General features: G+C 71.5%; 16 protein-coding genes. 9 read left to right on the plus strand and 7 right to left on the minus strand.

Features of this window, described 5'->3' with window-relative positions:
- Positions 1-13 precede the first annotated feature (13 nt).
- The gene (locus OHU89_RS08375; protein ID WP_405641328.1) at positions 14-1,507 is read right to left on the minus strand and encodes an FUSC family protein; all 1,494 of its coding nucleotides are present in this window, start codon (positions 1,505-1,507) and stop codon (positions 14-16) included.
- Positions 1,508-1,718: 211 nt separating this feature from the next.
- On the opposite strand from OHU89_RS08375, the gene OHU89_RS08380 reads away from it, so the two are divergent.
- Positions 1,719-2,195 carry an Lrp/AsnC family transcriptional regulator gene (locus tag OHU89_RS08380; RefSeq protein WP_046257178.1) on the plus strand — a complete coding sequence of 159 codons (477 nt, stop codon included), beginning with the start codon at positions 1,719-1,721 and terminating at the stop codon, positions 2,193-2,195.
- 13 nt (positions 2,196-2,208) lie between these two features.
- Positions 2,209-2,904, plus strand: coding sequence for an HAD family hydrolase (locus OHU89_RS08385; protein WP_405641330.1), 696 nt, complete (start codon positions 2,209-2,211; stop codon positions 2,902-2,904).
- A gap of 7 nt (positions 2,905-2,911) precedes the next feature.
- Here the strand turns inward: OHU89_RS08385 and OHU89_RS08390 are convergent, their stop codons facing one another.
- Positions 2,912-3,544: a TetR/AcrR family transcriptional regulator gene (locus OHU89_RS08390; protein WP_405641332.1), complete on the minus strand. Its 633-nt coding sequence runs from the start codon at positions 3,542-3,544 to the stop codon at positions 2,912-2,914.
- Between the two features lie 83 nt (positions 3,545-3,627).
- Between OHU89_RS08390 and OHU89_RS08395 the strand changes: the two genes are divergently transcribed.
- The gene (locus OHU89_RS08395) at positions 3,628-6,702 is read left to right on the plus strand and encodes a carboxyl transferase domain-containing protein (RefSeq protein ID WP_405641334.1); all 3,075 of its coding nucleotides are present in this window, start codon (positions 3,628-3,630) and stop codon (positions 6,700-6,702) included.
- A gap of 4 nt (positions 6,703-6,706) precedes the next feature.
- On the opposite strand, the gene OHU89_RS08400 is transcribed toward OHU89_RS08395, so the two are convergent.
- Complete coding sequence (locus OHU89_RS08400; RefSeq protein ID WP_405641336.1) at positions 6,707-8,122, minus strand: FAD-binding oxidoreductase; 1,416 nt, start codon at positions 8,120-8,122, stop codon at positions 6,707-6,709.
- 109 nt (positions 8,123-8,231) lie between these two features.
- Positions 8,232-10,850 carry an ATP-binding protein gene (locus OHU89_RS08405; RefSeq protein ID WP_405641338.1) on the minus strand — a complete coding sequence of 873 codons (2,619 nt, stop codon included), beginning with the start codon at positions 10,848-10,850 and terminating at the stop codon, positions 8,232-8,234.
- Between the two features lie 209 nt (positions 10,851-11,059).
- Here OHU89_RS08405 and OHU89_RS08410 point away from each other — a divergent pair, with 209 nt between their 5' ends.
- A complete protein-coding gene (locus tag OHU89_RS08410; protein ID WP_405641340.1) occupies positions 11,060-13,882 on the plus strand; it encodes a beta-L-arabinofuranosidase domain-containing protein in 2,823 nt (940 codons plus the stop codon).
- A 3-nt stretch (positions 13,883-13,885) separates the two neighbouring features.
- Here OHU89_RS08410 and OHU89_RS08415 read toward each other — a convergent pair whose 3' ends face one another.
- Positions 13,886-14,638 (minus strand): LysR substrate-binding domain-containing protein, encoded by a 753-nt coding sequence (locus OHU89_RS08415; RefSeq protein ID WP_405641342.1) that lies wholly within the window; start codon positions 14,636-14,638, stop codon positions 13,886-13,888.
- A 58-nt stretch (positions 14,639-14,696) separates the two neighbouring features.
- Here OHU89_RS08415 and OHU89_RS08420 point away from each other — a divergent pair, with 58 nt between their 5' ends.
- The 5 genes from OHU89_RS08420 (at position 14,697) to OHU89_RS08440 (ending at position 22,221) form a co-directional block, all read left to right on the plus strand.
- On the plus strand, positions 14,697-15,095 hold the full coding sequence (locus OHU89_RS08420) for a DUF5997 family protein (RefSeq protein ID WP_266895802.1): 399 nt from the start codon (positions 14,697-14,699) through the stop codon (positions 15,093-15,095).
- A 108-nt stretch (positions 15,096-15,203) separates the two neighbouring features.
- Positions 15,204-17,258 carry a calcium-binding protein gene (locus OHU89_RS08425; protein ID WP_405641344.1) on the plus strand — a complete coding sequence of 685 codons (2,055 nt, stop codon included), beginning with the start codon at positions 15,204-15,206 and terminating at the stop codon, positions 17,256-17,258.
- Positions 17,259-17,571: 313 nt separating this feature from the next.
- On the plus strand, positions 17,572-20,490 hold the full coding sequence (locus OHU89_RS08430) for a glycosyl hydrolase 115 family protein (RefSeq protein WP_405641346.1): 2,919 nt from the start codon (positions 17,572-17,574) through the stop codon (positions 20,488-20,490).
- A 9-nt stretch (positions 20,491-20,499) separates the two neighbouring features.
- On the plus strand, positions 20,500-21,252 hold the full coding sequence (locus OHU89_RS08435; protein ID WP_405641347.1) for an SDR family NAD(P)-dependent oxidoreductase: 753 nt from the start codon (positions 20,500-20,502) through the stop codon (positions 21,250-21,252).
- A gap of 309 nt (positions 21,253-21,561) precedes the next feature.
- A complete protein-coding gene (locus tag OHU89_RS08440; protein WP_405641349.1) occupies positions 21,562-22,221 on the plus strand; it encodes a response regulator transcription factor in 660 nt (219 codons plus the stop codon).
- Here OHU89_RS08440 and OHU89_RS08445 read toward each other — a convergent pair.
- Both OHU89_RS08445 and OHU89_RS08450 read right to left on the minus strand, forming a co-directional pair.
- The gene (locus tag OHU89_RS08445; protein ID WP_405641351.1) at positions 22,210-23,763 is read right to left on the minus strand and encodes an MFS transporter; all 1,554 of its coding nucleotides are present in this window, start codon (positions 23,761-23,763) and stop codon (positions 22,210-22,212) included. The two genes, OHU89_RS08440 and OHU89_RS08445, sit on opposite strands and share 12 nt — an antisense overlap.
- 75 nt (positions 23,764-23,838) lie before the next feature.
- On the minus strand, positions 23,839-24,756 hold the full coding sequence (locus OHU89_RS08450) for a TIGR01777 family oxidoreductase (protein WP_405641353.1): 918 nt from the start codon (positions 24,754-24,756) through the stop codon (positions 23,839-23,841).
- Positions 24,757-24,762: the final 6 nt, after the last annotated feature.

Here is a 24,762-nt window from a genome sequence, read left to right on the forward strand (position 1 = left end):
CCCGGGCAGGGGTTCAGGCTCCGACCAAGGGCGACCCGGACGGTGTCCGCAGCGGCGTGGCCAGCTCGGCGAGGGCCCGCTCCAGACCGTGGAGATGGGCCAGCGCGGGCTCCGCGGCGGGCGGACCGTCCACCCGCGCCACGTCCTCGAGCCTTCCACCGGTGAGCGCTTCCACCGCCGCCTCCACCCGCCAGCAGGCGGCGGCCAGACGGGCGTCGTGCGAGGCCTCGGGGTCGGCGGCGACGGCGACCAGACCGCGGACCTCGCGGGCGCAGTCGTCGAGCAGGGCGAGCACCCGGCGGGCGCGCCGCTTGCGGCCGAGCATCGGGTTGAGCGGGTGCACCAGCGGTGCGACGGAGAGCCGTACCCGGCCGAGCAGTTGCTCCAGTTCGGCCACGCGCGGGGCCGGGTCGGCGCCCGCCACGTCGCGCAGGCGGGCGGCGGCCTCGGCGGTGCAGGCGTGGACGCAGCGCAGGGCGCGCTGGATCCAGGCGTCGGTGGTGGTGTGGGTGCTCACCGGCAGCACGAACAGCACGGCGAGCATCGCGCCGAGCGCCCCGATACCGGTCTCCACCAGGCGCAGGGCGAGCAGACCGGGGGTGAGCAGGCCCAGGAGGCCGTAGAGCAGCTCGGCGAGGACGGTGACGCAGAGCATCATCCACGTGTACGAGACCGCGGCCGTGTAGAAGATCCCGAAGACACACACGGCGAGGAGCACGGCCGAGGGCACCGCCGACCCCGCCACCGGAACGGCGACGAGCAGGCCGAGGCCGATGCCGATCACCGTGCCGAGGACCCGCCGGAAGCCGCGTACGAGGGTCTCCCCGCGCGAGGTGGTGTTGACGAAGACCCACCAGGTCGCGCCGACGGCCCAGTACCAGCGTTCCGGGGACACCAGCTGGCCCACGACGAGCGCGAAGGCCGCGCCGGCGGTCGCCTGGACCGCCTGTCGGGTGGTCACGCGGGCGAGGCCGGTGCCCGCGGGCGGGGCGGGCACCGGGGCCGGAGGCAGTCGGCGCTCGTAGCGCCACACGCCGAAGCGCACCACGGCGGCGATCAGCACGGACAGCAGGACGGCCGTGTACAGCTCGGGCAGCCGGTCCGGGGTCGCTCGCAGGAACTGCGCCACGAAGAACGTCATGAACGCGAACACGCCGAGGCTGTGCCCGCGCGGGCCCCAGCGGCGCGCGTACACGCCCGCGCCGATCACGGCGAGGAAGGTGAGGTCACGGGCGACGGGCTGATCGTGCAGCCCGGCCGCGGCGGCCAGCACGGGAAGTCCGACGACGGGCAGCAGCGCGGTGGTCACCGCCTGCCCGCGGACCGTGGCGTCGGTGACGGTGAACAGGGCGAGCAGCGCGGCGAGCCCGCCGGTGACCGCGCCGACCAGGGAGTGACCGGCGAGGCCGCAGACGACGACCGCGAGCCCGATGCCGAGCACGGCCCGCGCGGCGAAGCGCAGCCGTACGTGCCCCGGGTCCGGGGCCATGAACACCCTCTTCAGCACTGCTGTCCGCCCCCTACTGAAATCCCGGCCTGAATCCCGGCATGAAAAAGGCGCCGCGGGATCCGCAGCGCCATCGACAGGCTCATTGCAGCATCACAGCCGCGACTGGCTCAAGTGGCGTCGAATATGCTGGGCCATTGGTACAGCAGAAACGGTTCCTGGCCGTCCATCAGCGGGCCAACGGACCACGGACGAGGAGAGGCCGCGCACCATGGCCGTGGACGAGCTCGACACCCGCATCCTGCGGCTGCTCCTGGAACAGCCCCGTACGAGCGTGCGCGAGTACGCCCGTGTCCTCGGCGTCGCCCGCGGCACGCTCCAGGCCCGCCTCGACCGTCTGGAGCGCGACGGTGTGATCACCGGCACGGGTCCGGCCCTCTCCCCCGCGGCCCTCGGCCACCCGGTGCTGGCCTTCGTGCACATCGAGGTCACCCAGGGCCGGCTCGACGACGTGGGCGACGCACTGGCCTCCGTACCGGAGATCGTGGAGGCCTTCTCGATCGCGGGCGGCGGAGATCTGCTGACCCGGGTCGTGGCGCGGGACAACGCACATCTCGAGGACGTGATCCAGAAGGTGATCAGTCTGCCGGGCGTGGTCCGCACCCGTACGGAGGTGGCGCTGCGCGAGCGGGTGCCGCACCGGCTGCTGCCGCTGGTGGAGTCGATCGGCCGCTCCGTCCGTACCTGACATCCTGAACACCATGAGCAATCCCGGCACCCTCTCGGTCATCTTCGATCTCGACGGAACGCTCGTGGACAGCGAGCCGAACTATTACGAGGCGGGCCGCCAGATCCTCGCCGAGCACGGCGTACCGGACTTCACCTGGGCCGAGCACGAGCGGTACGTAGGCATCAGCACCCTGGAGACGGTCGGGCTCTGGAAGCGGGAGTACGACCTGGACGCCTCCGTCGAGGAACTGTTCGCCGCCAAGAACCGCCGCTATCTGGAGCTCGCCCGCGCGAACACCCCCGCCTACCCCGAGATGCGCAAGTTCGTGGAACTGCTGGCCTCCGAGGGCGTACCGATGGCCGTGGCCTCGGGCTCGTCACCGCAAGCCATCGACGCGATCCTCCAGGGCACCGGCCTCGACGCCTGTCTGCGTACCGTCGTCTCCGCCGACGAGGTCGAGCGCGGCAAGCCCGCCCCGGACGTCTTCCTGGAGGCGGCCCGCCGGCTGGGCGCGGACCCGGCGCACTGCGTGGTCCTGGAGGACGCGGCCCCGGGTGCCGCCGCCGCACACGCGGCCGGGATGCGCTGCATCGCGATCCCGTACGTCGCCGCGCAGGCCGACGCCCCGGAGTTCACCACCGCGAGTCTGCTGCTGCGTGGCGGTCAGGCGGAGTTCACGGCGCGGTCCGCGTACGACTGGCTCGTGCGCTCGGACCCGTCCTCCTGATCCGGCGTCATGGCGCGGTTCCTCCCGGCACTCCGAGCAGGTGCAGGTAGAGGGCGGTGACTTCGCGGACCGCGTCGTCGTACCGGTCGGGCCGCTCGGCGGTCACGCGCGCGAACTCCACGCACATGCCGCCCACCGCCCGCGCCAGGATCAGCGGTTCGGCGGCCGGAGCGGCACGCCCCTGCTCGACCAGGCGACCGATGTAGCGGGCGTGGCGGTGGACGGGCCGTTCCCTGATCTCCTCCCACAGCGCGCCCATGTCCGCGTCGGTACGGGCCTGCTGCTCCAGCAGGCCCAGCAGCGGCAGGTGTTGTACATAGGCCGTGATGAAGGCGCCGACGGACGCCTCGGCGACGGCACGGGTGTCGTCCGTGTCGACGCCCGGTACGTCCTGGGCGGCGAGGAACGTGTCCCGTACGCGTGCCGCGAGGACGCGGAAGATCTCCTCCTTGGACGCGAAGTACACATAGAAGCCCGCCCTGGACACCTCCGCCTCGGCGGTGATGTCGGCGACGGTGGCCGGGCCGTGGCCGAGCCGGGCGAAGACGGTCTCGGCGGCGTCGAGGAGGCGTGCCCGGGCCGGTGCCTCGGTGCGGTCGCGGGCGGTGCGGACCGCCCAGGGCTTCTGTGTGCGGGTCACGCGGCGAGCATATTGACGTTGACGTCAATGTCAATGTCAATGAGCATGACGGGGCCGGTCGATGACGTCCTGGAGGCTCACAGATGGGTGCCGTACTCGTCGCCAACCGCGGGGAGATCGCCGTACGGGTCCTACGGGCCGCCGCCGAGGCCGGGATGCGTACGGTCGCCGTCCACGAGGAGGGCGACGAGGCACATCTGCGGCTGGCCGACGAGGCCGTGCCGTTGAGCGGATACCTGGACGCGGACGCCCTGGTGGACGCCGCCGTGCGCACCGGCTGCTCCTTCCTCCATCCCGGTTACGGCTTCCTCAGCGAGGACGCGGACTTCGCGCGGCGGTGCCGCGACGCCGGGATCACCTTCGTCGGGCCCTCCCCGGAGGTGCTGGACGTCTTCGGGGACAAGGTGCGTGCGCGTGAACTCGCCGTGGCGGCAGGGGTTCCCGTGCTTCCCGGGGTGCGGGGCGGCCTGGCGGAGGCGCGGGTGTTCCTGGCCGGCGGGCCCGTGATGGTCAAGGCCGTCGGTGGGGGCGGCGGGCGCGGGATGCGGGTCGTGCGACGGGCCGAGGAACTGGACGAGGCCTGGGAGCGGTGCCGTTCGGAGGCGCTGCAGGGGTTCGGCCGGGGCGAGTTGTACGTCGAGCGGCTACTGGAGGGGGCCCGGCATGTCGAGGCGCAGGTCATCGGGGACACCTCGGGTGCCCTCGGTCATCTGTGGGACCGGGACTGCAGCGTCCAGCGCCGCCACCAGAAGGTGATCGAGATCGCGCCCGCGCCCGAACTCCCGGACTCGGTACGGGAGAAGATCCTCGACAGCGCCCTGCGGATGGCCGCGGCAGCCCGCTGTTCGAGTCTCGTCACCTTCGAGTTCCTGGTCCTGGACGACCGGTTCCACTTCATCGAGGCCAACCCGCGGCTCCAGGTGGAGCACACGGTCACCGAGGAGGTGACGGGTGTCGATCTCGTCGCCGTGCAGCTGCGGCTGGCGGCCGGTGGCACGCTGGCGGAGCTGGGGCTGGCCGGGCCGCCGGCGCCGCCGCGCGGGTTCGCCGTGCAGGGGCGGGTGAGTGCGCGGGGACTGGGGCGGGTCACCCGCTTCGACGTGCCGACCGGGCCGGGGGTCAGGGTCGACACGGCGGTGCGGCCGGGGGACGAGGTCGGCGTCCGGTACGACCCGTTGCTCGCGAAGGTCGTCGCCCACGTCCCGAACGGCGATGTCGAGGCGGCCTGCGCTCGGCTGCGGCGGGCGCTGGGCGAGTTCGCCGTGGAGGGGGTGCGGACCGGGATACCGCTGCTGCGGGAGGTGCTGGCGCAACCTCGGTGCTGGACGCGGCCCCTGCCCGAGGAGGAGCTCACGGCTCCTGTGGGCGGGGCCGTCACCGCTCCCATGAGCGGGACGGTCGTGTCCGTCGACGTCGCCCACGGCGAACCGGTGCGTCCCGGGCAGCAGTTGCTGGTGATCGAGGCCATGAAGATGGAACACGTCGTGCGGGCGCCCGGTGCGGGGCTCGTGGGTGCGGTGCACGCGCGTGTGGGGGCGACGGTCGGCGACGGGCAGCTGCTGGTGGCTCTGGACGAGGTGTCCGGGGAGGCCGAGGAGGAGGTGTCCCCGCAGGCCGTCGATCCGGACGCCGAGCGCCCCGACCTGGCCGAGGTCCGGCACCGGCACTCCTTCGGACTGGACGAGAACCGGCCCGAGGCGGTCGCGAAGCGGCATGCCCTGGGCCGGCGTACGGCCCGCGAGAACATCGAGGACCTGTGCGACGCGGGCTCGTTCACCGAGTTCGGCGCGCTCGCCGTCGCCGCCCAGCGCAGGCGCCGCTCACTGGACGACCTGATCCGGTCGACGCCGGCGGACGGCATGGTCACCGGCACCGCGCGCGTCGGCGACGAACCGTGCGTGGTGATGTCGTACGACTACACCGTCCTGGCCGGTACCCAGGGCCTGCAGAACCACCGCAAGACCGACCGCATGCTGGAGCTCGCGGAGGAACGGCGGCTGCCCGTCGTGCTGTTCGCGGAGGGTGGCGGGGGCCGGCCCGGGGACACGGACACGACCGCCGTGGCCGGGCTCGATGTGACCACCTTCCAGCGGATGGGCCGGCTCAGCGGGCTCGTTCCGCTCGTCGGTGTCGTCTCGGGCCGGTGCTTCGCGGGCAATGCGGCGCTGCTCGGCTGCTGTGACGTGGTGATCGCGACGCCCGAGGCGAGCATCGGGATGGGCGGGCCCGCGATGATCGAGGGCGGTGGGCTCGGTGTGTACCGCCCGGAGGAGGTCGGACCGCTGTCGGTGCAGGTCCCCAACGGTGTGGTCGACATCGCCGCGGCGGACGAGGCGGAGGCGGTGCGGGTCGCCCGGCGGTATCTGTCGTACTTCCAAGGGCCGCAGGGGAGTTGGGAGGCGCCGGACCAGCGGTTGTTGCGTCATGCGATCCCCGAGAACCGGCGGCGGGCGTACGACGTGCGGGCGGTGGTGCGCGGGCTGGCCGACAGCGGGTCCGTGCTGGAGCTGCGGGCCGGGTTCGGCATCGGGGTGCTGACTTCTCTGGTGCGGATCGAGGGGCGTCCGCTGGGGCTGATCGCGAGCAATCCGGCGCATCTGGGCGGGGCGATCGACCGGGACGCGGCCGACAAGACGGCGCGTTTCCTCCAGTTGTGCGACGCGTTCGGGCTGCCGGTCGTCTCGCTGTGCGACACCCCCGGGTTCATGGTCGGACCGGACGCCGAACGGACCGCGACCGTACGGCACTTCGCGCGGCTCTTCGTGACCGGCGCGAATCTGCGGGTGCCGTTGGTGAGTCTGGTGCTGCGCAAGGCGTACGGACTCGGGGCGATGGCGATGATGGGCGGCTCGACCCGTGCTCCCCTGGCCACCGCCGCCTGGCCCAGTGGGGAGTTCGGCGGCATGGGGCTGGAGGGTGCCGTCCGGCTGGGCTACCGCAAGGAGTTGGCGGCGATCACGGACCCGGTCGAGCGGACGCGCACCTTCGAGGCGCGGGTCGCCGAATTGTACGAGCGCGGGAAGGCGGTCAACACGGCGGCGGCGCTGGAGATCGACGCGGTGATCGACCCGGCCGGGTCGCGGGACTGGATCCTTGCGGCACTTCAGCGGTGCCCCGTCCCGCAGCCGGGGCACCGCCCGTTCGTCGATACCTGGTGAGGCGCTACGGCCGCGCCTCGTGCGAGGGCTTCGGGGCCGGCTGGATGTTCTGGTTGAGGCGGAAGACGTTGTCCGGGTCGCGGTCGGCCTTGACGCGGGCCAGCCGGTCGTAGTTGCCGCGGTAGCTGGCCCGGACGCGTTCCTGCCCCTCGTCCATCATCATGTTCACGTAGGCGCCGCCCGCCGAGTACGGGTGCAGCGCGTCGAAGTAGTCGACCGTCCACCGCTTGATCAGCTCGGCGTTGGCCGGGTCGGGGTCGACGCCGGCGTAGACCGACGCCCAGCGGGCGTGGCGGTAGGCCCAGGGGGTGTCGTCCTGGCCCACGTCGTGGGCTGCGCCGTCGATCGGGTAGAGGTGCATGGTCGACTGCATGGTGGGGACCTCGGCGCCGAACTTGGCGTGGAGTTCGACGGCTTCGTCCGGGATGTCCTCGACGAAGTCGGCACGCCAGTACCACTGGTGGCCGGGCGGGTAGAGCCCGTCGAACGCGGACTGGATGTCGGGGTGCTGCATGGGCATGGGAGCGTGCAGCAGCGGCTGGGGCAGGGCGTCGAGCAGCGGGGCCATCTCGCGGGCGGCCGCCTCGGGGTCGGCGCCGGCGTAGCACCACACCACACCCGCGGTCTTGCGGAGCTGGATCTCCTCGGGGAACGGCGGGGCCGGCGGCACGGTGCCGTGCAGGAAGAAGCCGTTGAGCTCGCGGGGCGCGTTCGGCAGGAAGTCCCGGTAGGCGGCGAGGACTTCGGCGCTGTCCTCGACGGCCCAGAAGGTCGGTCCGGCGACGACGGTGCTGATCTCGTGGAGCCGGAACAGGAAGGACGTCGCGACACCGAAGTTGCCTCCGCCGCCGCGGATCGCCCAGAACAGGTCGCTGTTCTCGAAGCCGCTGGCCTGTACTTTGCGGCCGTCGGCGAGGACGACGTCGGCCTCCAGCAGGTTGTCGATGGTCAGCCCGCACTTGCGGGTGAGATGGCCGAGTCCGCCGCCGGTGGTGATGCCGCCGACGCCGGTGGTGGAGATGATGCCGCTGGGGGTGGCGAGACCGTGCGCGTTGGTGGCGCGGTCGACCTCGCCCCAGACGCAGCCGCCGCCGACCCGTACGGTGTGGGCGTCGGGGTCGACCTGGACGTCCTTCAGGGGTGACAGGTCGAGGACCACCCCGTCGTCGACGGTGCCGAGACCGGCGCCGTGGTGGCCGCCGCCGCGGACGGCGAGGGGCAGGTCGTGTGCGCGGGCGAAGGCGATGACGCCGGCGACGGCGTCCGCGTCGGCGCAGCGGGCGATGAGCGCGGGACGCCGGTCGATCATGGCGTTGTAGACGGTCCGGGCCTCTTCGTAGGCGGTGTCGTCGGGGCCGATCAACTCCCCGGTGAATCCGTTCAGTTCCCTGCGTGCCGCCTGAGCGATCGTGGTGGTCATGCGGTCCCCCGTTCAGGAATCGGGTGAAACGGGTCAATTCGTATATTCTACTCGCGTCGCATCACAGCGGACATCCGTGGCCGTCACCCAGCTCGGGGCCTGCGGGTACCTACGTTTCGCCGGGAACCGAAGCTTCACGTTCCGGGAGCAGCCCGAGCCGCGCCGCGCGGTCGGCGGCGTGCCTTCGGGAGGGCGCGTCGAGTTTGTCGAGGACGGCGCGTACATGGTTGTCGACCGTGCGCACGGACACGAAGAGCCGGGCCGCGATCTCGGCGTTGGTCAGGCCTTCCGTGAGCAGCCGCATGACCTGGAGCTGGCGCCGGGTCAGGCCCGCGGGGTTCTCGCGGGTCTCGGCCAGGGGGCCGCGCGGGATGTGACGGACGCCGAGGTGCCGCAGTTCGGTGCGGAGCAGACGGGCCCGGGGCTCGGCACCCAGGGCGTCCAGGGCGGCGAGCGCGGTGAGCTTGTCGGCGGGGTCCGGGCTCTCGGCAAGGGCGACGGCGTGTTCGTAGGGGCAGCCCGCCGCCTCCCACAGGGTGGCGGCCGTGCGCCACTGGCCGCGGGCCTGGAGCGCGTACGGATGGTCCGAGTCGTCCAGCGACACGCGGTGCCCTGCCTTGGTGAGCCAGTAGCCGAGCTCGGCGCGGTACGGGACGCCGGGCAGACGGTCGGCCTGGGCGTGGACGGGCCCCGCCGCCGCGACGACGGCGGCGAGGTCGCCGCGCAGCCACGCCTCCTCCGCGAGGGCCGCGGCCACCGGGCCGGTGCGTTGCAGTTCCCTGGTCCGTGCGGCGATCTGCCAGGCCTCGGCGAGGAGTTCGGCGGCGCCGGGCCGGCCGCAGCGGGTGCGGACCCGGGCGAGCACGGTGAGCGCCGGGCAGCGGGCGGGCACGAAGTCGTGCATGCCGTACTCGGCGTGCTTCTCGGCGTCGTCCCAGTCGGCGGCGGCGAGCCGCCGTATGGCCAGTTCGACGTGGAGGTAGTTGAGGAAGCCGAGGTGTTCGGCGCGGTCGGCGAGGTCCATCGCCGGGACCAGGAACGTGTCGGCCTCGTCGTACCGGAGGTTGTCGAGGAGGGTCCAGATCAGGTTGGCGTAGGACCGGCAGGCGTGTTCGACCTCGCCGGCGACGAGCGCGACGTCGAGGCTCTCCTCCAGCTGCCACCGCCCGTCGGGGTCCCCACCGCGCCAGCGGGCGCAGCCGACGTTGTTGAGGGCGTGGGACAGGATCGCCGCGTCGCCCGCCTTGCGGGCCAGGGCGATGGCGCGTTCGCCGTGTTCGACGGCCTCGTCGTAGCGGTCGGACAGCATGCGCAGTTGGGCGGTGTTGCTGACGGCAAGGGCGAGGAGGCGGTCGTCGCCGGCGTGTTCCAGCACGGTGACGGCCTCCCGGGCGGCCTCCTGGGCCTGGTTGGCGTCCCCGGCCCACCAGTGGATACGGGACAGCCAGCGCAGGTCGGCTCCGAGGGCGAGGGTGTCGCCGAGGGAGCGGCGCAGGGCGACGGCCTCGCGCTGGGCGGTGACGGCGGTGGCCGAGTCGGCGATGGTGTAGCTCTCCACGGCGTGGCGTTCCAGCAGGTCGGCGAGTTCGGCCGGGGCGTAGCGGTGGCGTTGGCGCAGCACGAGGCGGAGCTGGGCGGCGGCCTCGCGGTGGGCGCCGGCGCCGGCTGCGTCCTTGGCCGCGTCGGGGCCGTAGCGGGCGATGGCGTCCTGGTCGCCGGCGTGGTCGGCGTGGTGGACGATGCGGGCGGCGTCGGAGCCGGGCCGGGCGACGAGTGCGGCCAGGACGTTGCGGTTGAGTTCGATACGGCGGGCGGCGGGCAGGGAGTCTGCGACGGCGCGCCGGATCAGCTCGTGCCGGAACGCCACGCGTTCCGGTGCCACGGCGAGCAGTCCACGCTGCTCGGCCTCCGCCAGTACGGCCACACCGTCGGCCAGCAGCGCGTCCACCAGCGGGCGTTCGACGGCCGAGGGGACGACGGCGAGCTGCTCCAGCGCGTCCAGCGTGGCCGCGTCCAGTCCGCGCAGCCGGGCGAGGACGGCGTCGACGACGGTCGGGGGCACTCCCCCGGTGCCGCCGGCGGCCATGATCTCGGCGACGAAGAACGGGTTGCCCGAGGTCACCTCGTACACCTGGGCGGCGTCGAGGCGCCGGGAGGCGCTCAGTGTGCGGACCGCGTCCAGGGACAGCCGGGCGAGGGGCAGCCGGTGCACCCGGGACGTACGGGAGACCTGGCCGAGGAGGTGGCGCAGGGGGTGGTCGCGGCTCAACTCGTCGTCGCGGTAGGTGAGGACGAGGAGGGCGGGCAGCTGTTCCATGCGCCGGACCAGGAAGCGCAGGGCGTCCAGAGAGGCCTCGTCGGCCCAGTGGACGTCCTCGACGACGAGGACCGCCGGATGCGGGGTGCCTGCGAGTTCGCCGCGCAGGGCCTCGTACACACGGTGCCGGTCGCCGCCCTCCATGACGGCCCGTGCCAGCTCGGCGCCGACACTGCCGACGAGGTCGCGGAACGGGCCGAGGGGGCGCCGGGTGGCGAGGTCGTCGCACTGTCCGACCAGGACGCGTGCCCGCTCGGGCAGCCGCTCCGGCATCGCCTTCACCAGACTCGACTTGCCGATTCCCGCCTCGCCGAAGACGAGCGCCACCGAACCGGCGCCGTCCGAAGCCTCTTGTGCGGCCGCGGCCAGTCGCGTCAGTTCGGGCTCGCGTTCGAGGAGCCACCGATCCACGCGCCAGATTCTGCCACCGCGGCACCGGACGGACCCCGCCTCCGCGCCTTCCGCCCGCCACGACCTGGTGACCGGCGAGCAGTGACTTCTTGACCGAACGGCCGGAACTGATCGCTCCAGACCCGTTGACGCTCACCCGCCCCCTCCCTATCGTCTGGTCGACTATTCGAATGGCGTTCGAAATATAGAACACCGATAGAGGAGCACACATGGCACCGCCCCTCTCCAGACGAAACCTCCTCCAGGCAGCCGCCCTCGCCGCGGCCGCACCCGCGATCTCGTACGCGGCGAGCGGCCGGGCCACCGCGGCCACGTCCGCCACCGCCGCCACAGCAGCCGCGCCCACCGCCTGGACGGTGCAGCCCTTCGCGCTCGACGAGGTGGCCCTCAAGCCCGGTGTCTTCGCCGACAAGCGGCAGTTGATGCTCGACCACGCGCGCGGCTACGACGTGAACCGGCTCCTCCAGGTCTTCCGCGCCAACGCGGGCCTCTCCACCGGCGGCGCGGTCGCACCCGGCGGCTGGGAGGGCCTGGACGGCGAGGCCAACGGCAATCTGCGCGGGCACTACACCGGCCACTTCCTGACCATGCTGTCGCAGGCGTACGCGAGCACCGGCGAGCAGGTGTTCGCGGACAAGATCACGACCATGATCACCGCACTGACCGAGTCCCGCGCCGCCCTGCGCACCGACCCGAAGATGCTCGCCGTCACCGGGAAGTGGGGCGCCGCACACGAGAACGTGCGCGGCTCCTACCAGTACGTCGACCTGCCCGCCGCGGTCCTCGGCGGCGCCTCCGCGATCACCCTGTCGGTGTGGCTCAAGCCCACCCACGACGCCAACTGGCAGCGCGCCTTCGACTTCGGCGACAACACCACCCGGTACATGTACCTGGCCACCCGCAACGCGAGCGGTGTGCCCCGGTTCGCCATCACGACCAACGGCGCGGGCGGCGAGCAGGCCCTCAACGGCACGGCCGCGCTGCCGCTGAACCAGTGGAGCCATCTGGCGGTCACGATCTCCGGCAGCACCGGCACGCTGTACGTCAACGGCACGGCCGTCGCCACCAACACCGCGATGACCCTCAACCCGGCGACGCTCGGCACCCTTGCCAACAACTGGCTCGGCCGCTCCAACTACGCGGGCGACCCCGTGTACGCGGGCGCCTACGACGAGTTCAACGTCTGGTCACGCGCGCTGACCCAGGCCGAGATCACCTCGCTCCAGACCAACGAGGCCAAGCTCTCCACGGCGGGACTCGGCAACCTCGCCTCGTACTGGTTCCAGACCACCGGCGGCGGCACGTTCTCCGACGCCTCCGGCCGTGGGCTGACCGCCACCCTGCGCCGCACCTGGGGCGGGCCGAGTCACCCCGGGTTCCTGGCGGCGTACCCGGAGACGCAGTTCATCGACCTGGAGACGAGGACCGCCAGCGACTACACCAAGGTGTGGGCGCCCCACTACACCGCGCACAAGATCCTGCGGGGTCTGCTGGACGCGTACACCGCCACGGACGACGCGCGCGCCCTCGACCTCGCGTCCGGCATGGGCGACTGGATGTACTCCCGGCTGTCCGTGCTGCCCGAGGCGACACTCCAGCGCATGTGGGGGCTGTTCTCCAGCGGCGAGTTCGGCGGCATCGTCGAGGCGATCGTCGACCTGCACTCCTCCTCGGGGAAGGCCGAACACCTCGCGCTGGCCAGGCTGTTCGACCTCGACTCCCTCATCGACGCCTGCGCCGCGAACACCGACACGCTGGGCGGGCTGCACGCCAACCAGCACATACCGATCTTCACCGGTCTGCTGCGGCTGTACGACGCGACGGGCGAGACGCGTTACCTGACCGCCGCGCGGAACTTCTGGGGCATGGTCGTACCGAACCGCATGTACGGCATCGGCGGCACCAGCACCGGCGAGTTCTGGAAGGCCTCCGGGCTGATCGCGGGCACGATCAGCGACACGAACGCCGAGACGTGCTGTGCGTACAACATGCTCAAGCTCAGCCGGACGCTGTTCTTCCACGAGCAGACCCCGAAGTACATGGACTACTACGAGCGGGCGCTGCTCAACCAGGTACTCGGCTCCAAGCAGGACAAGGCCGACGCGGAGAAGCCGCTCGTCACCTACTTCATCGGCCTGACGCCCGGTCATGTGCGGGACTACACGCCCAAGCAGGGAACGACCTGCTGCGAGGGCACCGGCATGGAGAGCGCCACCAAGTACCAGGACTCGGTGTACTTCAAGGCCGCCGACGGCGGCGCGCTCTATGTGAACCTCTACAGCCCCTCCCAACTGACCTGGGCCGAGAAGGGGGTGACGGTCACTCAGGCCACCGACTACCCGCGCGAGCAGGGCACCACGCTCACCTTCGGCGGCGGCAGCGCGGCCTTCGCCCTGAAGTTGCGCGTTCCGTCGTGGGCCACGTCCGGATTCCGTGTGACCGTCAACGGCAGTGCGGCGAGCGGGACTCCGGCCGCCGGGAGTTACTTCACGGTGTCCCGGACCTGGAAGGCGGGCGACGTCGTCCGGATCACCGTCCCGTTCCGGCTGCGCGTCGAAAAGGCCCTGGACGACCCGACGTTGCAGACCCTCTTCTACGGGCCGGTCAACCTGGTCGCCCGCAACTCGGCCACCAGCTACCTGTCGTTCGGTCTCTACGCCAACGCGGCCCTGTCCGGCGACCTGCTGCCCACCCTCGCCCCGGTGAGCGGCAAGCCCCTCCACTACACCCTCAACGGCACGGAGTTCGCACCGTTCCTGGAGGGGACGGAGAATCCGACGCATGCCTACTTCCGGCGCGCGGAGCCCAAGGTCGTCTTCGGCACCCTCGACTCCGGGATCGCCAACCCCGCGAAATCCGACGGCACCACGCTGCTCGACGAGATATGGGCAGGGGCGCCGTTCGCGAGCAAGAGCGCGCTCGTGACCAAGGTGACGAGCACCGTGAACGCCTGGGTGTCCGCCGGACTGCTTTCCCAGGCCAACGGCCAGGTGGTGATCGACACGGCGGGGCAGGCGACCTACGTGTCCTGAGTCCTACGAGCGGCGCCGGGGCTTGCCGCGCTTGGCGCCCTGGGTCTTCTTGGCGGCGGGCGGCTTGCGTCGCCCGCCGGCCGCGTCGGGACGCTTGGGCTGCTTCTTCGGCTCGGCCTTCGCCTTGGCCTTGTCCTGAGTGGCCGGGCGGCCGCGGGTGCTGTTCACCGTGCGGCCGCGGACGATGCCGATGAAGTCCTCGACCATGTCCGTGGTCGCGTCCTCCGGCCACGACAGCGCGATGGAGGACACGGGGGCGTCCGTGACCGGCCGGTAGGTGAGGTCCTTGCGGTGGTGCAGCCGGGCGAGCGACTGGGGGACGACGAGGACGCCGATGCCGGCCGCGACCAGTTCGACGGCGTCCTCCGTGGTCGCGGGACGCTCGAAGGCGGGCTGTCCCGGCACCTGCGACCACTCCAGGACGTCGTCCAGGGGGTGCAGCACGATCTCGTCGGCCAGGTCCTCGGTGGTGACCTCGTCGACCGCGGCCACGACGTGGTCCTTCGGGACGACGACGACCGTGGTCTCGTCGTAGAGCGGGATGGCGCTGAACACCGTACGGTCCACCGGCAGCCGTACGAGACCGGCGTCCGCGGCCCCGCCCCGCAGCGCGTCGCGCGCCTCGGCGACGGAGAGCTGGAGAAGGGTCAGCGGGATGTCGGGCAGCCGCTCGTTCCAGATCCGCACCCACTTCGACGGGGTCACGCCCGGGACGTAGGCGAGCCGGAACTGCGGGGGTTCTTCCGAGCCTGTCACCTGGCCAGGTTACCGGCCGTGGTCGGCGGACGTTCACCCAGTCGATACCCTTGACTCCATGACGCAGCACCAGAGCACCCAGACGATGAAGCCCGCGACCGCGGCGAAGAAGCTGGGTGTGTACCTCGAGGCCACCCCCGCCGAGTTCCGTGAGGGTGTCGTCTCGCGGGCACAGCTCACCGAGCTCCAGGCCGATCCGCCCCAGTGGCTCCAGGATCTCCGTGCCAACGGCCCGCACCCCCGTCCGGTGGTCGCGGCCAAGCTCGGCGTGTCCATCGCGGGCCTGGCGCGCGGCGGTGTCACCGAGCCGCTCACCACCGAGCAGATCGAGGCGCTGAAGCAGGAGCAGCCCGAGTGGCTGGCCAAGGAGCGCGCCACCCAGGCCGAGGTCCGCACCGAGACGGTCCGGATCAAGAAGAAGCACGCCGAGGAGGCGGAGAAGGCCGAGCGCGACTGACCTCAGGTGCCCCCGCGCTCCGCCGCTCGGATGGATTCCCGCGTCCGGTGAGTGCAACGCCGCTCGTGGTGGCCGCCTGTGTGTGCGGGCGACGGAAGGCTGTCGCGCATGCTCACACCTCATGTGCGGTCAGCACGGCGCCGACACGACGGACGTCGCCGCCGGTCCCTCCTGGCCCGGGCCGGGACCGTCGCGATCACCGTCCTGGCACTCGTCCTGACCCTTCCGGGCACCGCCCTCGCGGCCCCGGGCGACCTGGATCCCGGCTTCAGCGGCGACGGCAAGGTCCTGACCGGCTTCGCCGACGACGATCACGCCAATGACGTGGCCTTGCAGGCCGACGGAAAGATCGTCTCGGTCGGCACCTCCACCGACGAGTCGGTGCTGGAGAGCCGCTTCGCGCTGACCCGCCACAACGCCGACGGCACCCTGGACACCGGCTTCGGCGGCCACGACGGCGACAGCGCCGGCACGGTGACGACCGCCGTCAACAACATGGACACGAACTTCCAGTGGAGCGACGCCCACGCCGTGGTGCTCCAGGCCGACGGCAAGATCGTCGTGGTGGGCAGCAGCTGGCGGGAGTACGAGAACTGCTGCTGGTTCGTGGTGGTCCGCTACAACGCCGACGGCACCCTGGACGACACCTTCAGCGGCGACGGCCGGGTCTTCGCCGACATCGCCGGCCCGACCGAGGCCCTCGACGTGGCGATCGACTCCAGCGGCAGGATCGTCGCGGCCGGCTACACCGGGGGCCGCATGGCCGTGCTGCGCCTCACCGGCGACGGCACCCCGGACAGCACGTTCGGCGGGGACGGCACGGTGACCGCCAATCCGGCGGGACCGGACCTCCAGGAGGGCGGGGACGGCCGTGCCCTGGCCCTGCAGGCCGACGGGAAGATCGTCGTCGGGGGCGAGGTCGGTTCCACCCGCTTCGACTTCGCCCTGATGCGCTTCAACACCGACGGCAGCGTGGACACGAGCTTCGACGGCGACGGCATCGCCCGCACCGACTTCGGCGGCTACGACGGTGTGGAGTCGCTGGCTGTCCAGCCCGACGGCAAGATCGTCGCGGCGGGCGGCAGCGACGGCCGGGCCGCGCTGGCCCGCTACAACGCCAACGGCAGCCTGGACACGAGCTTCGACGGCGACGGCCGGGTCCTCACGCCCACGGCCGGTGCCGCCGACGTGGTGCTCCAGCCGGACGGACGGATCGTCGCCGCCGGCACCGGCGGCAGCAACTTCTCCGTCCTGCGCTACAACACCGACGGCAGCCTGGACAGCGGCTTCGGCACCGCCGGTCAGGCGACCGCGGACTTCGACGGCGTCGACGTGGCACGCGGCGTGAAGCTCGACTCCGCCGGCAGAATCGTCGCGGCCGGCTCGGGCGGTCCGAACAGCGACTTCACGCTGGCCCGCTTCCAGGGCGGCGGCAGCACGCCACCGCCTCCGAGCGGCACGGACCTCTCGGTCACGAAGAGCGGCACCGGCACGGTGAGCATCGGTGACCGTGCCACCTACACCGTGGCGGTCACCAACACCACCGCCGGCACCACGGCGACCGGCGTCACCCTCACCGACACGCTCAGCGGACTCGCCGCCTCGGTCATCTCCGCCACCACCACCCAGGGCAGCTGCACGATCACCGCCACCGGTGCCACCTGTGCCCTCGGCAGCGTCTCCGCCGCCGGCCCCGGCGCCACGGTGACGATCGTCGTGGAACCCCGCGCCACCGGCACCCTCACCGACCGTGCCACGGTCACCGCCACCACGACCGACCCGGCCGCCGCCAACAACACGGCCACCAGGACCACCACCGTCAACAACGCCCGCGGCTGCACCCGTATCGGGACCAGCGGCAACGACACCCTCACCGGCACCTACAACAACGACGTGATCTGCGCCCTCGGCGGCGACGACACCGTCAACGCGAGCTACGGCAACGACACCGTCCACGGCGGATACGGCAACGACCGCCTCGACGGCCAGTTCGGCAACGACACGCTCAACGGCGGCCCCGGCAACGACAACCTGATCGGCAACTACGGCACCGACAACCTCAACACCGTCGACAGCGTCTCCGGCAACGACACCGCCAACGGCGGTTTCAACACGGACACTTGCACGACCGACACGGGCGACATCCGCATCAGCTGCCCCTGATCCCCGGCACAGCCACCCGGCGGCGGCCCTCCATGTCCCGGAGGGCCGCCGCCGCGTTCCCCGCCACGTGTCCGCGACAGTGGCCGCCCTCCCAAGTCACCCCACGCACCACTCTGGACGCCCCGGGAAACCCTGGCCTAGGCTGCACAGCAAGCGCTTTCTAAGCAGCCAGCCAGTCCGTCATGCGCCGAGCTCCGCCGACAGTTCCGTGCGCGAGCCGACGCGGACCGGCGCGGAAAGGTAGCGTTCCGTGCCGCACCACGAACCGAACGGCCAGCCAACGTCCTGGACCCGTAAGTCCTTCCTGCGGGGAATGGCCGCAGCAGGAGCGGCTCCCCTGCTTCCCGGGCTGCTGCCCGCCGCGACCGCCCTGGCCGCGGACTCCGGCCGGCCCGACTTCCGCCTGGTGGGTGAGGGCGCCGCCGTCGACGTGTTCGTGGACGCCGTCGACGACCCCGCCGTGATCCGCGCCGCCGGCGATCTGCAGGCGGACATCGAGCGGGTCGGCGGAGTGCGGCCGGGGCTGCTGCACGAACTGCCCACGAACGCGGACCGGTTGGTCCTGGTGGGCACGATCGGCTCGAGTCCCGTCATCGACCGCCTCGTCGAGGCCGGGCGGCTCGACGTCTCCGGGGTCCGGGGGCGCTGGGAGGCCTCCGTGACCCAGGTGGTGGAGCGCCCGGTACCCGGTGTGCGGCGCGCCCTGGTCATCGCGGGCAGCGACCGGCGGGGCACCGTCTACGGCGTCTACGACACCTCGGAGCGCATCGGGGTCTCGCCCTGGTACTGGTGGGCCGACGTGCCGGTCGAGCGCCGTGACACCGTGACACTCCCGGCAGACACCTTCAAACGGCGTGAGCCGTCCGTCCGTTACCGCGGCATCTTCATCAACGACGAGCAGAACCTGACCACTTGGTCGCACCGCACCCAGGAGACCGACAAGAACATCGGCCCCGAGACGTACAAGCGCGTCTTCGAGCTCCTGCTCCGGCTCAAGGCCAACTACCTGTGGCCGGCCATGCACCCCTACTCCGACTTCTTCAACAAGCACCGCGAGAACCCCGAACTGGCCGACCGCTACGGCATCGTCGTCGGCTCCAGCCACCCCGAGGCACTGCTGCGCAACGGCGTCCACGAGTGGGAGCCGTGGGCCGCCGAGCACCCGAACGCGGACGGCACCCCGCCGGTGTACGACTACACCGTGAACCCCGCGGTCATCTCCGACTACTGGCGGGCCCGGGCAAGACAGAACGCGGCGTACGAGAGCAGCTGGACGCTCGGTATGCGCGGGCTGCACGACAGCGCGCTGGAGACGAAGTACGCGACGACGATCCCCGAGAAGGTCGTCGTGATGAACGACATCATCGCCGACCAGCGCCGGACCCTGACCGAGGAGGTCGGTCCGGCGGCCGAGCCGCAGATCTTCATCCCGTACAAGGAGGTTCTGGACCTCTACAACGCGGGCGTCCAGGTCCCCGAGGACGTGACACTGATCTGGCCGGATGACAACCACGGCAACATGCGCCAGCTGCCGAACGACACGGAGCGTGCCCGCCCGGGCGGCAACGGCATCTACTACCACCTCTCCTACTGGGGCCGCCCGAAGAGCTATCTGTGGCTGGACACCACTCAACTGGCCAAGGTCTGGCAGGAGTTGCGCCGTGTGTACGAGCACGGCGTCGACCGCATGTGGATCTTCAACGTGGGTGACCTCAAGTCGATCGAGACCGGGCTGTCCTTCTCCATGGACATGGCCTGGGACGTGGACCGGTGGGACGCCGACGACGTCGAGGACTTCCTCGCCGAGTGGGCCGGGCGGCAGTTCGGGCGCCTGCACCGGCGGGAGATCGCGGCGATCCGCACCGAGTACTACCGGCTGGCGGCGGAGCTGCGGCCGGAGTTCATCGCCCGCGGCATCCTGTCCGTGATCCACCACGGCGACGAGGCGGGGCGCCGGCTGGGTGCGTACGACCGGCTGCTGGGGCGGGTGCGGGCGGTGGGCGCCGAGTTGCCCGAGGCGTACCGGGACGCGTTCTACGAGCTGGTCGAATACCCGGTCCACGGTGCCTACTTGATGAACCTGAAGTACTACTGGGCGGACCGGAACGGGCTGGCGGTGACGCAGGGGCGCGGCGCGGGGACGAACCGGTTCGCGGACCTGGCCGAGGCCGCCCACGCCCAGGAGGTGGCGCTCACCAAGCGGTACAACACCGAGGTGGCGGGCGGGAAGTGGGACGGGATCGTGAACCCGTACCCCTCGCAGATCCCCAAGGCACCGGGGCGGCCGAGCGTCGCCAGGGTCGCCCGCCGCGAGACCTCGGGGCTGGGAGTAGCGGCCGAGGGGAACGAGACCGGGGCGGCCCGGCCGCTGTCCTTCTCCTCCGCCACCCGCGACCGTCGGTTCGTGGACGTCTTCAACACCGGCTTCCTCGCCCTGGACTGGACGGCCGAGCCCGGGGCCTCCTGGCTCCGGCTCAGCTCGGCGGGCGGATCCCTCACCGAGCAGACCCGGGTGTGGGTCGAGATCGACTGGGCGCGGGCACCGGAGGGCACGCTCGACACGACGGTCACCTTCGCCGGGGCCGGACAGCGTGCCGAGGTGCCGGTGCGGGTGGTCAACGACGGGGAGCGGGCCCTGCGGCGAGCCCGGGGGTTCGTCGAGGCCAACGGGTTCGTGTCGATCGACGCCGCTCACTTCGCGCAGCAGGTGGCGCGCGGCGGGGCGCGCTGGCGGGTCGTACCGGGACTCGGTCGTCGTACGGGCGCGATGGAGGCGATCCCGTCGACGGCCGCCTCGGTCACCGAGGACTTCGCCGACCGGGCACCGGAGTTGAGATACCGGGTGCGGTTCGCGAGCACGGGCACCTTCCCCGTCACCGTGTTCCGGCTGCCCTCCCTCGACGAGCGCGGCCAACGCCGGGTGGCCGTCGCGCTCGACGACGGGCCGGCCACCGTTCTCAGCGGGCAGTCGGTCGCCACCGGCAACCGGGGGGACGCATGGGCGCGTCAGGTGGAGGACGGCGTCGAGAAGCTGACGGCGAACGTGACCGTCGCCGAAGCCGGTGACCACATTCTGCGGATCTTCATGGTGGACGCGGCGATCGCCGTGGATCAGATCGTCGTGGACACCGGTGGGCTGCCCGTCAGTTACCTTGCTCCGCCCGAGAGTTATCACCCGGTGTTCAACCCCGAGCCCGTCTACGAGCCGGGGCTGGACGTGCCGGGGCAGTAGGTTGCCCGCATGAGTGAGAGCACATCCCGGCTGTCCGGGAAAGTCGTGGTCGTCACGGGTGCGGCCCGTGGTCAGGGCGCCGCGGAGGCGGCCGCCCTGGCCCGGGCCGGGGCCGAGGTGATCGCCACCGACGTACGGCCGGAGGGCGACGGCTGCCGTCGCCTCGACGTGAGCAACGAGACCGACTGGGCCGAGCTGGCCGCCGAGTTGAGAGCGACGTACGGCCATGTCCACGGCCTGGTCAACAACGCGGGCGTCATCCAGCGCGGGCGGCTCGGGGAGGTCAGCCCCGAGGACATGGCGCAGGTGCAGGCGGTCAACACGACCGGTCCCCTGCTCGGCATCCAGCAGCTCTCCCCGCTGATGCCGCCGGGCTCGTCGATCGTCAACGTCGGTTCGTCCGCCGCGCTGACCGGCTACTACCCGGTCGCGTACACGGCCAGCAAGTGGGCGCTGCGCGGGGTGTCGAGGATCGCGGCGATGGAGCTGGGGCCGCGGGGCATCCGGGTCAACACGATCCATCCGGGCTACATCGAGACGGAGATGACGGCCGCGGCCACCGAGGCGTTCCGTGAGACGACGATCCGCGAGACGCCGCTCGGGCGCAGCGGCCGGGCCGACGACATCGCCCCGCTGGTGGTCTTCCTGATCTCCGACGAGTCCTCGTTCATCACCGGGACGGACATTCCGGTGGACGGCGGTCTCACGGCTCACGGTGGCGTCAAGTCCATCTCGGACGCCGTGCGGCCGGACGGGCCCTAGGAGAAGCTCCGTGCGGACCGCCGGTCCCTCGTACCGGCGGTCAGCACGGAGAAAAGGAGAGAACAAGGCATCCCCTCCGAGCGTCTCTGATTGGCTTAATGATTCCCGGTGTTGCTCAGGAATGTAGGCCAATCGCCTTCGCGCCCTGGTGTCGACGAACGAGTCCGTCGGCCCGCGTGGCACGTCCCTCCGGACGCTGGCCGGCCAGACACGCAGGCCCTGACCGGGGAGGGTGCCCGACGTCGCCTGGGCGCCGGGCGTGCGCGTCACACTCTGCCACGGAACCACTACGGTTAGCTAATCCGACTGATGACCTCATCGAGGCCGGTCCTGATCTACAAGCTGGACGACTGGAGCGAAAGCGGCGGCACGCTGGGTCTGTCGCCGGGCGTGGCCCCGGAGTTCGACGCGCTCGGGGACGAGGCCATGGGGCTGCTGCGCGCCGGGTATCCCCTCGCGGAGCGCTACGAGGCGAGCCCGGACCGGGCTCCGGTGACGGCGCGTCGGGCGGCCGGGCGGGAGTGGTCCGCGAGCCCGACCGCGCGGCTGCTCGACGACATCATGGACGTGGACCACGCGTTGGGGATTCCGCTGCCGCAGTCGAGGGCGCCGATCACCGGCTGCATCGTCTACCGCTCCGGGCGGGACTTCACCGATGAGGAAGTCGTCGTCGCGGGGCGGCTTCAGCCGCTGCTGGCGGGGATAGAGCAGCAACGCCAGCTCCTGCAGCGGGTGGTCGTGCCGAGTGGCGACGACGTGGGGCTGACACCGCGGGAGTCGACCGTGCTGCTCCTGCTGGGCGACGCGCTGACGGCCGCCGCCATGGGCCGCCGCCTCGGCATATCCGAGCGGACGGTGCACAAGCATGTCGCGAACGTCTACCGAAAGCTCGGCACCCATGACCGGCTCGGGACGGTGCTGCGCGCCCAGCGGTTGGGTCTTGTCCCCACGCCGGCCTCACGGGGGTGAGGGCACGCCGTCGCCCTTGAGGCGTTCCAGGTCGGACGGGCGGACCTGGATGGCGAAGACGGCGATCAGCGCGGCGGCGACGGTGAAGATCGCCGCCACGACGAAGGCGGCCGAGACTCCGGAGGTCAGGACCTCGTCGCCCCAGTGGCCGGGGAGTTGCCCGGTGCGCTTGAACTGCAGGAGTTCGGCCGGGGTGGCCTGCTCCAGGAAGAGCGGGACCTGCTTCTCCGCCTCGTTGGTGCTGGCCGTGCCGAACATCGTGACCAGGATGGACAGTCCCAGCGAACCGCCCACCTGTTGCGTGGCGTTGAGGAGTCCGGAGGCCGCGCCGGTCTCCTGGACGGGCACGTCGGAGAGCGCCATCAGGGTGAGCGAGACGAACTCCATGCCCATGCCCAGGCTGAAGACGAGGATCGGTCCGAGGACGCTGCCCGCGTAGGTGGAGTGGACATCGGTCAGGGTCAGCCAGGCCAGTCCCGTCGCGGCCAGGATCGCGCCCACCACCATGAACGGCTTGGGCCCGTAGACGGGCAGGAACCGCGAGGCCAGCCCGGCGCCGACCGCGATGACCGCGCTGACCGGCAGGAAGGCGAACCCGGTGGCCAACGGGCTGAAGTCCAGGACGTTCTGCACGAACAGGGTGAGGAAGAAGAACATGCCGAAGATCGCGGCGGCGAGGCACAGCATGATGCCGTAGGTGCCCGCGCGGTTGCGGTCGGCGAACATGTGCAGCGGTGTGATCGGTTGCCGGGAACGCCGTTCGACCATGATGAACAGCGCGAGGAAGACGACGGCCGCGCCGAACGAGGCCAGCGTGAGCGCGTCCCGCCAGCCTTCCTGGGCGGCTCTGATGAACCCGTAGACCAGCAGCACCATGCCGACGGTGGAGGTCAGTGCGCCGGTGATGTCGAAGTGGCCCGGGTGGCGTTCGGACTCCTTGATCCAGCGGGGCGTGGCGAGGGCGATGAGCAGTCCGATGGGGACGTTGACGAAGAGCACCCATCGCCAGTTCAGATACTCGACGAGGATGCCTCCGGCGAGCAGTCCGATCGCTCCGCCGCCCGCCGAGACCGCGGCGAACACCCCGAACGCCCGGTTGCGTTCCGGGCCTTCGCGGAAGGTCGTGCTGATCAGGGCGAGGGAGGTCGGGGAGGCGATGGCGCCGCCCACGCCCTGGAGGGCGCGCGCGGACAGGAGTTGGGCCTCGTTCTGCGCGAACCCGCCGAGCAGGGACGCCAGGACGAAGAGCAGGACGCCACAGATGAAGACCCGCCGTCTGCCGAGGATGTCACCGGCGCGGCCGCCGAGGAGCAGCAGACCGCCGAAGGTGAGGGTGTAGGCGTTGACCACCCAGGCAAGGCTGGTGGTGGAGAAGTCCAGGGAGCGCTGGATGTCGGGCAGCGCGATGTTCACGATGGTGATGTCGAGGACCACCATCAGCTGACACGAGGCGATGACCAGCAGCGCCATGCCGTTTCCGCCACCGCCTGATTTCCCGGTGGTGGCCTGAGCTGCGGAAGTCGGCTGGGGGTTGCTGGTCATGAGATATCGCGCTTTCAGTGAACGGTGGCGTCCACTGTTCGACCGTACGCCTGCCTCAAGAACGTCACCACTCGATCAGCCCACTCCCTCTCGACCGACCGCGGAAGCGAGCGCCGCGTCGATGGTCGGGTGCTCGAAGGTGAAGCCGGAGGCCTGCAGGGCGCCCGGCACCACGCGTTGGCTCATCAGGATGCCGTCGGCGAACTCGCCCAGGACGAGCCGCAGGGCGAAGCCCGGCACCGCGAGAACGGTCGGCCGGTGCAGGGCCCTGCCGACGGCGGCGGTGACGTCGCGGTTGGTGGCGGGGTGCGGGGACGTCATGTTGACGGGTCCGGTGATGCCGTCCGTGGCGACGATGTGGCGCAGGGCGCGGACCGCGTCGGTCAGGGAGATGTGACTCCAGTACTGGTCCCCGCTGCCGAGGCGCCCGCCGAGGCCCGCGCGGGCGAGCGGCAGCAAGCGTCCCATCGCTCCGCCGCGAGGCGACACGACGATGCCGAAGCGTGTGTTCACGACCCGCGTGCCGACCGCGCCGGCGCCCTGTGCGGCCGACTCCCACTCCTGGCAGACGCCGGACAGGAAGTCCCGGCCGGGCGCGCCCGACTCGTCGACCTCGGCCGTGCCGGTCTCGCCGTAGTAGCCGACCGCCGAACCGGACACGAACACCGGCGGCGGCTTCTCGCAGGCCGTGATCGCCGTCGCCAGGGCGGTGGTGCCGAGGACGCGGCTGTCACGGATCTGCTTCTTGTACGTCTGTGTCCAGCGGCGGTCCCCCACGCCGGCCCCGGCCAGCCCGACCACCGCGTCCGCGCCTTCGAGCACGGTGGGATCCAGCAGATCCGCCTGCGGATCCCACCGCGCCTCCGCGCTGCCGTCGTCGCGGGACCGCGGCTCCCGGCGGACCAGTCGGGTCACCCGGTGCCCGTCGTCCAGCAGCGACGCGGCCAGGGCGCCGCCGATCAATCCCGAAGAACCGCTGATGACGACGTGCATGGGGGG

This window comes from Streptomyces sp. NBC_00019 (assembly GCF_045041015.1).
Classification (GTDB): domain Bacteria; phylum Actinomycetota; class Actinomycetes; order Streptomycetales; family Streptomycetaceae; genus Streptomyces.

Coding starts and splice junctions, on each gene's coding strand:
- OHU89_RS08425 (WP_405641344.1), top strand. CDS start 15,204: ATGCTCACACCTCATGTGCGGTCAGCACGGCGCCGACACGACGGACGT.
- OHU89_RS08445 (WP_405641351.1), bottom strand. CDS start 23,763: ATGACCAGCAACCCCCAGCCGACTTCCGCAGCTCAGGCCACCACCGGG.
- OHU89_RS08430 (WP_405641346.1), top strand. CDS start 17,572: ATGGCCGCAGCAGGAGCGGCTCCCCTGCTTCCCGGGCTGCTGCCCGCC.
- OHU89_RS08380 (WP_046257178.1), top strand. CDS start 1,719: ATGGCCGTGGACGAGCTCGACACCCGCATCCTGCGGCTGCTCCTGGAA.
- OHU89_RS08400 (WP_405641336.1), bottom strand. CDS start 8,122: ATGACCACCACGATCGCTCAGGCGGCACGCAGGGAACTGAACGGATTC.
- OHU89_RS08385 (WP_405641330.1), top strand. CDS start 2,209: ATGAGCAATCCCGGCACCCTCTCGGTCATCTTCGATCTCGACGGAACG.
- OHU89_RS08435 (WP_405641347.1), top strand. CDS start 20,500: ATGAGTGAGAGCACATCCCGGCTGTCCGGGAAAGTCGTGGTCGTCACG.
- OHU89_RS08450 (WP_405641353.1), bottom strand. CDS start 24,756: ATGCACGTCGTCATCAGCGGTTCTTCGGGATTGATCGGCGGCGCCCTG.
- OHU89_RS08410 (WP_405641340.1), top strand. CDS start 11,060: ATGGCACCGCCCCTCTCCAGACGAAACCTCCTCCAGGCAGCCGCCCTC.
- OHU89_RS08440 (WP_405641349.1), top strand. CDS start 21,562: ATGACCTCATCGAGGCCGGTCCTGATCTACAAGCTGGACGACTGGAGC.
- OHU89_RS08395 (WP_405641334.1), top strand. CDS start 3,628: ATGGGTGCCGTACTCGTCGCCAACCGCGGGGAGATCGCCGTACGGGTC.
- OHU89_RS08420 (WP_266895802.1), top strand. CDS start 14,697: ATGACGCAGCACCAGAGCACCCAGACGATGAAGCCCGCGACCGCGGCG.